This is a genomic window from Streptosporangium sp. NPDC023963, from assembly GCF_040639135.1.
GTDB lineage: Bacteria > Actinomycetota > Actinomycetes > Streptosporangiales > Streptosporangiaceae > Streptosporangium.
In genome coordinates, this window is the sequence record NZ_JBEZZK010000001.1 from 413496 (window position 1) to 425830 (window position 12335).

The 12335-nt window shown below is 71.8% G+C and carries 13 protein-coding genes; 4 read left to right on the forward strand and 9 right to left on the reverse strand.

Translation table 11 applies throughout. From position 1 onward, the window contains the following. Positions 1 to 89: 89 nt before the first annotated feature. From trpA to ppk2, 8 genes are all read right to left on the reverse strand, one after another. Positions 90 to 884, reverse strand: coding sequence for a tryptophan synthase subunit alpha (gene trpA / locus AB0F88_RS01670; RefSeq protein ID WP_362676232.1), 795 nt, complete (start codon positions 882 to 884; stop codon positions 90 to 92). Positions 885 to 949: 65 nt separating this feature from the next. Further along, entirely contained in the window at positions 950 to 2170 is a 1221-nt protein-coding gene (trpB, locus tag AB0F88_RS01675; RefSeq protein WP_362677901.1) for a tryptophan synthase subunit beta, read from the reverse strand. 27 nt (positions 2171 to 2197) lie between these two features. Then, on the reverse strand, positions 2198 to 3007 hold the full coding sequence (gene trpC, locus AB0F88_RS01680) for an indole-3-glycerol phosphate synthase TrpC (protein WP_362676234.1): 810 nt from the start codon (positions 3005 to 3007) through the stop codon (positions 2198 to 2200). Between the two features lie 170 nt (positions 3008 to 3177). Continuing rightward, entirely contained in the window at positions 3178 to 3621 is a 444-nt protein-coding gene (locus AB0F88_RS01685) for a DUF2752 domain-containing protein (protein ID WP_362676236.1), read from the reverse strand. A gap of 161 nt (positions 3622 to 3782) precedes the next feature. Further along, complete coding sequence (locus AB0F88_RS01690) at positions 3783 to 4241, reverse strand: DUF4190 domain-containing protein (RefSeq protein WP_362676238.1); 459 nt, start codon at positions 4239 to 4241, stop codon at positions 3783 to 3785. A 141-nt stretch (positions 4242 to 4382) separates the two neighbouring features. Continuing rightward, positions 4383 to 4985 carry a Trp biosynthesis-associated membrane protein gene (locus AB0F88_RS01695; protein WP_362676240.1) on the reverse strand — a complete coding sequence of 201 codons (603 nt, stop codon included), beginning with the start codon at positions 4983 to 4985 and terminating at the stop codon, positions 4383 to 4385. Then, on the reverse strand, positions 4982 to 5329 hold the full coding sequence (hisI, locus tag AB0F88_RS01700; protein ID WP_362676242.1) for a phosphoribosyl-AMP cyclohydrolase: 348 nt from the start codon (positions 5327 to 5329) through the stop codon (positions 4982 to 4984). The genes AB0F88_RS01695 and hisI overlap by 4 nt, the downstream gene beginning before the upstream one ends. A gap of 231 nt (positions 5330 to 5560) precedes the next feature. Further along, positions 5561 to 6517 carry a polyphosphate kinase 2 gene (gene ppk2, locus AB0F88_RS01705; RefSeq protein ID WP_362676244.1) on the reverse strand — a complete coding sequence of 319 codons (957 nt, stop codon included), beginning with the start codon at positions 6515 to 6517 and terminating at the stop codon, positions 5561 to 5563. A gap of 387 nt (positions 6518 to 6904) precedes the next feature. Between ppk2 and AB0F88_RS01710 the strand changes: the two genes are divergently transcribed. The 4 genes from AB0F88_RS01710 (at position 6905) to AB0F88_RS01725 (ending at position 10497) form a co-directional block, all read left to right on the forward strand. Continuing rightward, entirely contained in the window at positions 6905 to 7993 is a 1089-nt protein-coding gene (locus AB0F88_RS01710) for an amino acid ABC transporter permease (RefSeq protein ID WP_362676246.1), read from the forward strand. Next, positions 7990 to 8754: an amino acid ABC transporter ATP-binding protein gene (locus AB0F88_RS01715; protein ID WP_362676248.1), complete on the forward strand. Its 765-nt coding sequence runs from the start codon at positions 7990 to 7992 to the stop codon at positions 8752 to 8754. The genes AB0F88_RS01710 and AB0F88_RS01715 overlap by 4 nt, the downstream gene beginning before the upstream one ends. A gap of 127 nt (positions 8755 to 8881) precedes the next feature. Then, entirely contained in the window at positions 8882 to 9880 is a 999-nt protein-coding gene (locus AB0F88_RS01720) for an ABC transporter substrate-binding protein (protein ID WP_362676250.1), read from the forward strand. Further along, positions 9877 to 10497 carry a GNAT family N-acetyltransferase gene (locus AB0F88_RS01725; protein WP_362676252.1) on the forward strand — a complete coding sequence of 207 codons (621 nt, stop codon included), beginning with the start codon at positions 9877 to 9879 and terminating at the stop codon, positions 10495 to 10497. Before AB0F88_RS01720 ends, AB0F88_RS01725 begins: the two co-directional genes overlap by 4 nt. Positions 10498 to 10501: 4 nt before the next feature. Here AB0F88_RS01725 and AB0F88_RS01730 read toward each other — a convergent pair whose 3' ends face one another. Continuing rightward, positions 10502 to 12274 (reverse strand): ABC transporter ATP-binding protein, encoded by a 1773-nt coding sequence (locus AB0F88_RS01730; RefSeq protein ID WP_362676254.1) that lies wholly within the window; start codon positions 12272 to 12274, stop codon positions 10502 to 10504. Between the last annotated feature and the right edge of the window lie 61 nt (positions 12275 to 12335).

Sequence of the window (12335 nt, forward strand, 5' to 3'; positions counted from 1 at the left end):
CGGGCTGGATAAGCGTCGAATAAGCCTGCCTGACAGGCAGTGACCGGGGTGCGACCCCTCCGGCGGAGGGATCGCACCCGGGCGGGTCCTCAGCCTCGGACGCCCGCCGCCAGCTCGGCGCCCAGCTCGCGGACCGCCGCCAGACCCGAGGTCTCGTCGGGGGCGTCCAGGACGCGGCGGATGAACGCCGACCCCACGATGACGCCGTCGGCGTAGCCGGCGACCTCGGCGGCCTGCCGCCCGGTGCCGACGCCCAGGCCGACGCACACCGGCAGGGAGGTGTGCGGGCGGGTGCGCTCGACCAGGCCCTGCGCGGCCTCGCCGACCGATTCGCGGGCACCGGTGACGCCCATCAGCGACGCCGCGTAGACGAAGCCGGTGCAGCTGTCGACGACGGCCTTGATGCGGGCCTCGGTAGAGCTCGGGGCGACCAGGAAGACCGTGTCGATCCCGGCCGCGGCGCTGGCCTCGCGCCAGGGACCGGCCTCCTCGGGGGTCAGGTCGGGCGTGATGGTGCCCACCCCGCCCGCGTTCGCCAGGTCCCGGGCGAAGCGGTCGGCGCCGTAGCGGTCGATCGGGTTCCAGTACGTCATGACCAGGGTGGCGGCACCGGTGGCGGCCACGCCCTCGACCGTGCGCAGCACGTCGGCGATGCGGGTGCCGTTGGTCAGCGCCCGGTGGACGGCGTCCTGGATCGTCGGGCCGTCCATGAGGGGGTCCGAGTAGGGCAGGCCGATCTCGATCACGTCGCAGCCCGCCTCCACCATGGCGGTGGCGACGGCGATCGCACCGTCCTTGCTGGGGAACCCGGCGGGCAGGTATCCGATGAGGGCGGCGCGGTCGTCCGCCTTAGCCTTGGCGAACACCGTCTGGAGAGTCGTCATCGTTGCTTCCGTTGCGGTCCGTCCCCTCCGGGCCGCCGGAGAGAAGCAAGTCGGTCGTCAGAGGGTCAGAGGTTGAAGTACTTCATCGCGGTGCCCATGTCCTTGTCGCCCCGGCCCGAGAGGTTGACCAGGATCGTCGCCTCGGGACCCATCTCGCGACCGAGCTTGAGGGCTCCGGCGAGCGCGTGCGAGGACTCGATCGCGGGGATGATGCCCTCGGTGCGGGCGAGCAGTGCGAAGGCGTCCATCGCCTCGGCGTCGGTGATGCCGTGGTAGGTGGCGCGGCCGCTGTCCTTGAGCCAGGCGTGCTCGGGGCCGACGCCGGGGTAGTCGAGCCCGGCCGAGATCGAGTGCGACTCGATCGTCTGGCCCTCGTCGTCCTGCAGCACGTAGGTGCGCGAGCCGTGCAGCACGCCGATGGAGCCCTCGGTGAGGGTGAGGGCGTGCTCGCCGCTCTCCCGGCCCCGGCCGCCCGCCTCGTAGCCGTGCAGCTGGACGTCCTTGTCGTCGAGGAAGGCGTGGAAGACGCCGATGGCGTTCGATCCCCCGCCGACGGCGGCGGCGACCGCGTCGGGCAGCCCGCCGGTGAGCTCCAGCATCTGGCGGCGGGCCTCGACGCCGATGATGCGGGCGAAGTCGCGGACGATCTCCGGGAACGGGTGCGGGCCCGCGATGGTGCCGAAGAGGTAGTGAGTGCGGTCGACGTTGGCGACCCAGTCGCGGAACGCCTCGTTGATGGCGTCCTTGAGGGTCTGGCTGCCGTTGGTGACCGGGACGACGGTGGCGCCGAGCAGCTTCATGCGGGCGACGTTGAGCGCCTGGCGCTCGCAGTCGACGGCCCCCATGTAGATGACGCACTCCAGGCCCATCAGGGCGGCGGCGGTCGCGGTGGCGACGCCGTGCTGGCCGGCGCCGGTCTCGGCGATCACCCGCGTCTTGCCCAGCCGCTTGGTCAGCAGGGCCTGGCCGAGCACGTTGTTGATCTTGTGGGCGCCGGTGTGGGTCAGGTCCTCGCGCTTGAGGATGATCCGGGCGCCGCCCGCCTGCTCGGCGAAGCGGGGGATCTCGGTCAGCGTGGTCGGCCGCCCGGCGTAGGTGCGCAGCAGGTGGTCGAACTCGCGCAGGAACGCCTCGTCGTTCTTCGCCTTGTCGTACTCCGCCGCGACCTCGTCCAGCGCCGGGATGAGCGCCTCGGGCACGTAGCGCCCGCCGAAGACGCCGAACTTGCCGTTGATGTCGGGGTCGTCGCCGTGGGCGGCGTTGCCCGCGAGGTCGGCGGTGGTGATGACGGTTCCGTCGTGCGTTGTCACTGCTTACTGCCCCTCGGGTCGGGATGCGGGATGGGCACCGGCGGTGACCAGGTCGACCACGGCGGCCCGCGGGTCCTTGCCGGTCACCAGGCTCTCGCCGACCAGGACGGCGTCGGCTCCCGCCCTGGCGTAGGCGAGCAGGTCGTGGGGGCCGCGCACGCCCGACTCGGCGATCTTGATGACGCCGTCGGGGATCTTGGGAGCCAGCTTGGCGAACACCTCGCGGTCGACCTCGAGGGTCTTGAGGTTCCGCGCGTTGACACCGATGATCTTCGCTCCGGCGGCGAGCGCCCGGTCGAGCTCCTCCTCGGTGTGCACCTCGACCAGCGGGGCCAGCCCGATCGACTCGGCCCGCTCGATCAGCGAGACCAGCGCGTTCTGGTCGAGTGCCGCGACGATCAGCAACGCCAGGTCGGCGCCGTAGGCACGGGCCTCCCAGAGCTGGTACGAGGTGACGATGAAGTCCTTGCGCAGCACCGGGATGTCGACGACGGCGCGCACGGCGGCCAGGTCGTCGAGGCTGCCGCCGAAGCGGCGCCGCTCGGTGAGCACGCTGATGACGTGGGCGCCGCCCGACTCGTAGTCGCCCGCCAGCGCGGCGGGGTCGGCGATCGCGGCCAGGGCGCCCTTGGACGGGCTGGAGCGCTTGACCTCGGCGATGACCGCCACCTGGTCGCCGCCCAGCGCCGCGTACGCGTCACGGGGGGCGGGTGCCCGTCCGGCCCGCTCCTTGAGCTCGGCCAGCGTCACCTTCTCCTGCCGCTCGGCCAGATCGGCGCGGACTCCTTCGAGGATCTCCTCGAGCACGCTCACTTGCCCTCCTCGCGAAGCTCCGGGGCCAGGTTCGCGAACGCTGCCGTATCCGTGGTTCGCTCGCTCCGCTCGCTCACGAGTAAGGCCCCTCCCGAATCGACTGCCCTTGTTCCGCCGATGCTATCGGCCCTGCCGGGGTCGCTCCGCCACGGGGTGAGACCTATCGGTGACTATGGGGCCAGGAATTCCCCAAAAGGAAGATTTCGCACTATCCAAAACACGACCATCAAAGCGAGCAATGACCACACGTATGCCGGGTGCACGGATCTCCCGGCGGGCGCGCCCCTGGACGTACCGCCCGACCAGGCACGCAGCGTCCACCGGCCCCAGAGCACGACCAGCACCGGGATCATGAGCGCGACGAACGGGTTGAGCCCCAGAGCCGCCACGGGATCCCCGTGGACGAGCGCGTACACCGTTCGCAGGCCGCCGCAGCCGGGGCAGTAGAGGCCTGTGAGCATGAGGAACGGGCAGATCGGGTAGTGGCCCGGCTCGCCGGGGTCCACCGCCCCCACGAACGCCACCGCCGCGCCCGCCGCCAGCGCGACGCCGAGCGGCGCCAGCAGGGCCGTCGCGCGCGCCCCGCGCGGACCCTCGGTCCTCCCCGTCACCATGCCGTCATCATGCCGTCATCGCGGTCCGTCAGCACCCTTCACCGGTGGCCGTCCCTCACCGGTCACCCTACTCACGCCGCCGGTGCGCCGCCGGGCGCGAACCCCCGCGGGAACCCGGGCGCGAACCCCCGCGCGAACCGGGACCGGCCGCGAGCCCCGCGTCAGTAGCTCACCCCGCTGCCGATGAGGGCGCCGGCCCCGATCAGCCAGAACAGCAACACCACGCCGAGCCAGCACAGGATGCCGAAATAGGACAGGACCAGGCCCGCGACGGCCATGCCCCGGCCCTCCTCGCCCGTCCGGTTGATCTGTCCCAGCGAGATGTGGCCGAGCACCGCACCCACGATCGAGGGGAGCCCGCAGCTGAACAACCCCACGATGCCCATGATCAGCGCGGCGATGGCCATGCCGTTGTTGCCCTTGGGCGGCTTGCCGTACCCCCCGTAGGGGTCGTAGCCGCCGGGCTGGCCGTAGGGGTCGTAACCGCCACCGGGCTGGCCGTACCCTCCGTACCCTCCGGCGCCGTGACCGCCGGACGAGTCGTGGCCACCCGGGGGGCCGTAACCGCCGCCGCCCCCTGGGGTCTGGCCATAGCCATCCGAGTGATTGCCATAGCTCATGAATGACCCCCAATTATCCGAGTTGCGGGCAAAATCCTAGCGAAAATGCTCCCGGAAGGAGAGGATCCGTTCGCGCTTGTGAGCGCGTTGTGAGCAAGTCGTAGCCGAAAGCGCGGACCGAGGCTCAGTGCTCGCCGGAGGTCAGCGCTCGCGGGGGTCCGGGTCGGCCGTGGGGTCGACGCCCTCGTCGAGGGCGTCCCACAGTGCCCGCTCGCCGAGGGCGCTCTCGGCGGGAGCGGGACGGTTCGCGGCGCCGCCGGGACCGGCCCCCTGCCGGTCGTAGCGGCCGGACATGCCCGGCCAGCGCCCGCCGCGCAGGATCACCGCCACTCCTCCGGCCAGCAGCAGGAGCCCCCCGGCGGAGGCGAGGATCGGCCAGACGACGGCCGACGCGACCTGCGGGGCGGCGCCCGCGGACGTCGGCGCCCGCTCGGCGGAGATCCGCAGCGCGGCACTCGCGCCGTTTCCCCACCAGGAACCGGCGATCATCCCGGCCCCGCCGAGCGCCATCACCGCTCCGACGAGCCCGCGCCACACGCCTCCCGTGGCGAGGACGGCGACGACCGCGGCGAGCGCCGCCCAGGCGGCCGGGCCAAGCGCGGGGACCAGTTCGGCGGCGGAGACCGCCACCTCGCGGGTGTCGTACGTCACGGTGAACCAGTCGCGCCCGGCGGCGAGGAGCACGAGCGCGGCGCCCGCCACGCACGCGGCCAGCCAGATCCACAGCTCCCGCCTGCCCGTCACGCCCGGGTCACCGCCAGCTCGTCGGCGTCGAAGCAGGTCCGGTCGCCGGTGTGGCAGGCGGCGCCCACCTGGTCGACCTTGAGCAGGACGGTGTCGCCGTCGCAGTCGAGCGCGGCGGACTTGACGTGCTGGACGTGGCCGGAGGTGTCGCCCTTCACCCAGTAGGCTCCGCGGCTGCGCGACCAGTAGGTGGCCCTTCCCGTGGTGAGCGTGCGGTGCAGCGCCTCGTCGTCCATCCAGGCGAGCATGAGCACCTCGCCGGTGTCGTACTGCTGGACGACGACGGGAACCAGCCCGTCGGCGGTGCGCTTCAGCCGGGCCGCGATGGCGAGGTCAAGGGACATGCGGCAATTGTGCCGCAACCGGGAGGAGGGGTCGTGTCCGGCCCGGCCGGGCCGGACGCCCGCCGCCGCAGGCCGGAACGGAGACGGCGGGGGCGGCGGGAGCGGCGGGAGCGGCGGGAGCGGCGGGAGCGGCGGGAGCGGCGGGAGCGGAAGCCGGGACGGGGACGGCGGAGACAGCGGGGGCGGCAGGGGCGGCGGGAGCAGAAGCCGGGACGGGGACGGCGGGGCGGCTCAGCGGCTGCGGTCGTCGTCGAGCACGTCGGCGGCGTTGACGACGATCTTGGGGTCGGGGACGCCGACGACCTCGTGGTCCTTGTTCTCGTACTCGAACAGGCTCAGGACGTGCCGCATCGCCTCGATCCGGGCCCGCTTCTTGTCATTGCTCTTGATCACCGTCCACGGAGCCTCCTCCGTGTCGGTGTTGACGAACATGTCCTCCTTGGCGGCGGTGTAGTCCTCCCACTTGTCGAGCGACTCCAGGTCCATCGGCGACAGCTTCCACTGCCGCACCGGGTCGACCTGGCGGATCACGAACCGGGTGCGCTGCTCGGACCGCGAGACCGAGAACCAGAACTTCACCAGGTGGATGCCGTCGCGGACGAGCATCCGCTCGAACTCGGGGGCCTGCTCCAGGAACTCCAGGTATTCCTCGGGGGTGCAGAAGCGCATCACCCGCTCGACCCCGGCGCGGTTGTACCAGGAGCGGTCGAAGAAGACCATCTCGCCGGCGGCGGGCAGGTGGGAGACGTAGCGCTGGAAGTACCACTGGGTGCTCTCGCGCTCGCTCGGTTTCTCCAGCGCCACCACGTTCGCGCCCCGGGGGTTGAGGTGCTCCATGAACCGCTTGATCGTGCCGCCCTTGCCCGCGGCGTCGCGCCCCTCGAAGAGGACGACCATGCGTCCCCCGGTGTCCTTGATCCAGTACTGGAGCTTGAGCAGCTCGATCTGGAGCAGCCGCTTGAACCGCTCGTACTCCGCCCGCCCCATCCGCTCGCCGTAGGGATACTTCTCCCGCCAGGTGTCGACCGGGCTGCCGTCCTTGCGGACCAGGACGGGGTCGTCGTCGTCATCGTCGTTGACCCGCAGATCGGTCAGCTCGTCGAGCAGATCGCTGCGGTCTATCGCCGCGTGGACGTCCACGACGGGGAACTGGCCGTCCGACGGCTCCCCGCCAACCAACTCTGCCATCGGTCCCTTCCCTCGGGCGGGCGTGGGGCCCGCCTCGCCCTGCCCCTACCACGCCCTGAGCAGGCTAATCCTCCCCGGGCACCCCTTTCTTCGCGGGCGATCCGCCCCTTCCGCGCCGGACGATCCACTCCGCCAAAAAACCTACTAAACCAGTAGGTCTTGACGGGATTGTGAACGTGTGTTGGAGTGATGCCGTGCGCCCAGAGTTCCCGCCGGCGGCGGGCGGGCGCGTCGCCCCGTGCCGCGCCCGATCCGTTCCCTGTCGCCGCCGACCCGCGTCGCCGCCGACCGCCCGGCGCTCCGCCCGCGGAGCGCGCCCCGCACCCGTCCGGTACGACCAGCCAGACCCGCACCCGTCCGGTACGACCAGCCAGAAAGGCCTCAACCATGCCCGTCGAATTCCCAGGCGCCGACGGTGGTGACACGCACGATCCCGCGGCCCTCGCGTCCCCCGCGAAGGCACCGCCCCCGGTGACGGGCGGCCGGGGGCGCGCACACCACGGGTACACGTGGAGCCGGGCCCGGCTCGTCTCCGCGTCCGCCCCCGGCGGGTCCGGCGGGTCCGCCGGGTCCGCCGGGCCCCGCGTGATCCTGGCCGCCACTCCCCCCTCGGGCGAAACCCCCGGCGGCCCGGAAGGCGCGGAGGCCGGCGGGCCCCCGCCGAAGGTGGTCACCACCCGCCACCCGGGGCGGTGGGTGGCGGCCCTGGGCGTCGCGGTGCTGCTGGCCATGGCGGTCAGCGCGCTGGTCACCAACCCGGCCTGGGAGTGGGAGGTGGTCGGAGAGTACCTGTTCGCGCCCTCCGTGCTGCGGGCGGTCGTGTTCACGCTGGAGCTGACCGCGCTGGGAATCGTCTTCGGCTTCCTGCTCGGCACGGTCCTGGCGCTCATGCGGCTGTCGGGGAATCCGCTGCTCAACTCGGTCGCCTGGGGCTACATCGCCCTGTTCCGGTCGGTACCGCTGATCCTGCAGCTGCTGTTCTGGTACAACCTGGCCCTGCTGTATCCGAGGATCTCCTTCGGCGTGCCGTTCGGCCCGGCGTTCTTCGACATCGGGACGATGGACCTGATCGGACCGGTCACCGCCGCCGCGCTGGGCCTGGCCCTGCACCAGGCCGCCTACGCCGCGGAGATCGTCCGGGCCGGGCTGCTCTCGGTGGACCACGGCCAGCGGGAGGCGGCCGCGGCACTGGGCATCCCCAAGGCCAGGCAGCTGTTCCGGATCGTCCTGCCGCAGGCCATGCGATCGATCGTGCCGACCGCCGGCAACGAGATCATCGGCCTGGTCAAGGGCACCTCGGTCGTCTACATCATGGCCCTGCCCGAGCTCTTCTACCAGGTCCAGGTGATCTACAACCGCAACGGCAGGGTCATCGCCCTGCTGCTGGTGGCGACCATCTGGTATCTCGTGATGACCTCCGTGATGTCCGTCGCGCAGCACTACGTCGAGCGGCACTACGGAAAGGGCCGGGCATGAGCGCCGCGATGGTCGAGCTGCGGGGCGTGCACAAGAGCTTCGGGTCGCTGGAGGTGCTGCGCGGGGTGGACCTGCGGGTCGCCGCGGGCGAGGTCACGGTGATCCTGGGCCCGTCGGGGTCGGGGAAGTCCACGCTTCTCCGTACCGTCAACCACCTGGAGAAGGTGGACAGCGGTTCGGTCAGCGTCGACGGCGAGCTGGTCGGCTACCGCAGGTCCGGCGACAGGCTGTACGAGCTGCCCGAGCGCGAGATCCTCCGGCAGCGGACCAGGATCGGATTCGTCTTCCAGAACTTCAACCTCTTCCCGCACCTGACCGTGCACCAGAACGTCACCGAGGCGCCCCGGTCGGCCCAGCGCAGGCCGAAGGCGGAGGTGGACGCGCTGGCGACCCGGCTGCTGGAGCGGGTCGGGCTCTCCGACAAGGCGCACTCCTACCCCCGCAAGCTCTCCGGCGGGCAGCAGCAGCGGGTGGCCATCGCCCGCGCCCTGGCGCTGGAGCCCAAGGTCATCCTCTTCGACGAGCCGACGTCCGCGCTGGATCCGGAACTCGTCGGCGAGGTGCTCGACGTGGTCAAGGGCCTCGCAGGGAGCGGCACCACCATGATCGTCGTCACCCACGAGATCGGTTTCGCCCGCGAGGCCGCCGACACCGTGGTCTTCATGGACGAGGGCCGGATCGTCGAGCGGGGCACCCCCGCCGAGGTGCTGGACGCCCCCCGGCACGAGCGCACCCGCCTCTTCCTCAGCAAGGTCCTCTGACCCCTCACTCCTCGGCAAGGTCCTCCGACCCCTCACGAAGCCCCTTCAGAAAAGACCTTCCACGAAGCCCTCTCCCGGATTTCCCGGCACCACCCGCACCCGCCACCCGACCCCAGCAAGGACCGACATGTCGTTCATATCGAGGCTCGCCCCCGCCGTCGCCGCCCTGCCTCTCCTCCTCGCCGCCGCCTGCGGCGGCGCCGGAACCCCGGCCGCCACCACGGACAGGGCGCAGGCCGCCCCGGCCGCGGCCCCGTCGGGAACCGGCGGGGTGAAGATCAACACCTCGCCCGAGCAGAACCGCGTCCGCGCCGACAAGGTGGAGGCGATCGCCGCCAAGGTCCCCGAGGCGATCCGGTCCAAGGGCGCGCTCACCGCCGGTTTCAACGGCGAGGGCGCGCCGCCCCTGGTGTTCCTGGCCGACGACGACACCACCCTGGTCGGCGTGGAGACCGACCTCGCCCATCTGATCGCCGACGTGCTGGGCCTGCCCCTGAAGGAGGAGAACACCTCCTGGGAGAACCTGTTCCTCGCGGTCAAGTCCGGCAAGTACGACCTGGTGCTCAACAACGTCACGGTGACGGAGGAGCGCAAGGACATCTACGACTTCGCCACATACCGGGTGGACCAGCTCGCCTGGCAGGTGAGCAAGGGGAGCCCGATCACCAAGATCGAGAAGGCCGCCGACATCGCCGGGCTGAACGTCTCCGTCGGATCCGGTACCAACCAGGAGAAGATCCTGCTGGAGTGGGACGCGCAGAACCAGAAGGCCGGGCTCGAGGCCGCGAACATCCAGTACTACCAGAAGTACGGCGACGTCCTGCTGGCGCTGAAGTCCGGCCGCGTCCAGGCCTACCTGGGCCCGAACCCTCCCATCGCCTACCAGGTCGCGGTGGGCAGTGACAGCAGGATCGTCGGGACGCTCTCGGGCGGAGGGTCGGTCGAGGGCCTGATCGCGGTCATGACCCTGAAGGGCAACGGCCTGGTCCAGCCGGTCAACGAGGCGATCAACACGCTCATCGAGAACGGCAAGTACGCCGAGGTGCTCAAGCGCTGGGGCCTGGACAACGAGGCACTGCCCACGTCGAGGATCAACCCGCCCGGCCTGCCGAGGCAGCCCAAGTGACGATCGACTCCGCGAGGCCCGCCGCGCCCGCCGCGCCCGCCGCCCCGGGCACCGAACGCCCCCCGCCCTCCTACACGAAGCACGCGCCACCGGCACCGGCACCGGCACCGGCACCGGGCGGGTGTTCCCCGCAGGCCCCGGCCGTCCCCCTCAAGGTGCGGCACGTGGCCGTTCCCGACCCCGAGGTCGAACCGCTCCTGGAGGGCCTGCACGCCGAGTACACCAGCCGGTACGGTCCCAACGACGAGATCAACCGCTATCCCGGCGAGCGGTTCACCCCGGAGCACGGGGGCGCGTTCCTCGTCCTCGTCGAGCACGGGCGGACCGTCGCCGGGGGCGCGTTCTTCCGGCACGACGGGGAGACCGCCGAGCTCAAGCGGATCTGGACCCATCCGGACCACCGCCGGCGCGGCCTGGGCGTCGCCGTCGTACGGGAGCTGGAGCGGGAGGCCGCGCGGCAGGGCTACCGCAGGATCTACCTGACCACGGGCCCCCGGCAGCCCGAGGCGGCCGGGCTCTACCTCTCGACCGGATACACCCCGCTCTACGACCTGGGGGCTGACCCCGAGACGGTCGGCCCCCACCCCTTCGAGAAGATCATCCGAGGTTCGGCGTGAACCGCTAGGAGCGGGCGGCCGAGACCCAGGAGGCGTGCAGGTCCGCGTAGACGCCGGGCCGGCGTACCAGCTCGGCGTGCGGGCCGCGCTGCACGATCCGGCCCTTGTCGAAGACGAACACCTCGTCCGCCGCCTCGGCGGTGGAGAGCCGGTGGGCGATGGAGACGGCGGTGCGGCCCCGCGTGACACCCTCCAGGGCACGGGCCAGCCGCACCTCCGTCGCCGGGTCCACCGCGGAGGTGGCCTCGTCCAGCAGCAGCAGGTCGGGGTCGGCCAGGTAGGCGCGGGCGAGCGCGACGAGCTGGCGCTCGCCCGCCGACAGCGACTCGCCGCGCTGGCCGACCCTGGTCGACAGGTCGGCGGGCAGCCCCTCCAGCCAGTCGGTGAGCCCCAGCTCGGTCATGGCGAGCCGGATCTCCGCCTCGGTCGCCGAGGGACGGCCGAAGGCGATGTTCTCCGCCAGGGTGCCGTCGAACAGGAAGCCGTCCTGCGGCACCATGACGATGCGGCTGCGCAGCGAGGAGAACCGGACGGTCCGCAGGTCGTGGCCGTCGACCGTGATCCGCCCCGAGACGGGGTCCATCAGGCGGGTGAGCAGCTTGGCGAAGGTCGTCTTGCCGGAACCGGTCTCCCCCACCACGGCGATCCGCGAGCGCGGCGGGATGTCCGCCGAGACCCCGTGCAGCACCGGGACCCCGCCGGGATAGGAGAACTCCACGTCCTCGAAGGAGACCGAGATGGGACCGCGCGGCAGCTCGACGCCCTCGGGGCCCGGGTCGGCGACGTCAGCGGGGGTGTCGAGCACGCCGAGGATGCGCCGCCACCCGGCGACGGCGTTCTGCGCCTCGTTGAGCACCTCGGTGGCGATCTGCATCGGCGAGACGAACAGCGTGATGAGGAACAGGAAGGCGACCAGGCGTCCCTCGGTGATGTCCTGCGCCAGCCCGAGCCGCACCCCGACCAGCACCACGGCCGCCAGGGTCACGGCGGCGACGATCTCGGTCAGCGGGAACACGGTCGCGACGATCCGCTGGGTGCGGGCCTGCGCCGCCATGTTGGCGTCGATCGCGACGTCGAGCCGCTCGGCCGTACGGGCCTCGGAGCCGTGGGCCCTGATCACGGCCGCGCCCACGACCGACTCGCTGACGGCCGAGAGCATGTCGCCGGTGCGCTCGCGGACCCGCGTGTAGGCGCCCGACAGCCACCGCTGGAAGCGCGGCAGGACGACCATGAGCGGCAGGAAGCACAGCCACACCAGCAGGGCGAGCTGCCAGGAGTAGACGAACATCAGCCCGGTGGCGACCAGGAGCTGGCCCAGGGCGATGATGATCATCAGCCCGCCCCACTGCATGAAAACGCTGATCTGGTCGACGTCGCCGGTGACCCGGGAGACGAGGGCGCCGCGCCGCTCGGAGTTCTGGGTGAGCACCGACAGGTCGTGCACGTGCCGGAAGCCGCGCACCCTGAGCGTGGCGAGCGAGGACTCGGTGGCCCGGTAGAGGCGGACGTTCATCAGGTACGCGCACAGCGCGGTGAACACCACGGCGGCGGCGCACAGCAGCACGGCGGTGCGGACGTAGGCCACGTCCGGGGCGCCCTTCGCGAGCCCCGTGTCGATGGTCTGCTGGACGGCGATCGGCACGATGATCTTGCCGACCGTGGCCACCACGGCCAGCGCGAGCGTACCGGCCAGCCCCTTGCGGAACTCCGGCGTGAGCGACAGGCCGTGCCTGACGGTGGCCAGCCCCGAGCGCTCGACCCCCTGGAACGAGCTCACCGGCACCGTCCTCCCAGTCCCGGTCCCAGCTCCGGCCCCAGCGGGCCGCGGCCCCGCTCGC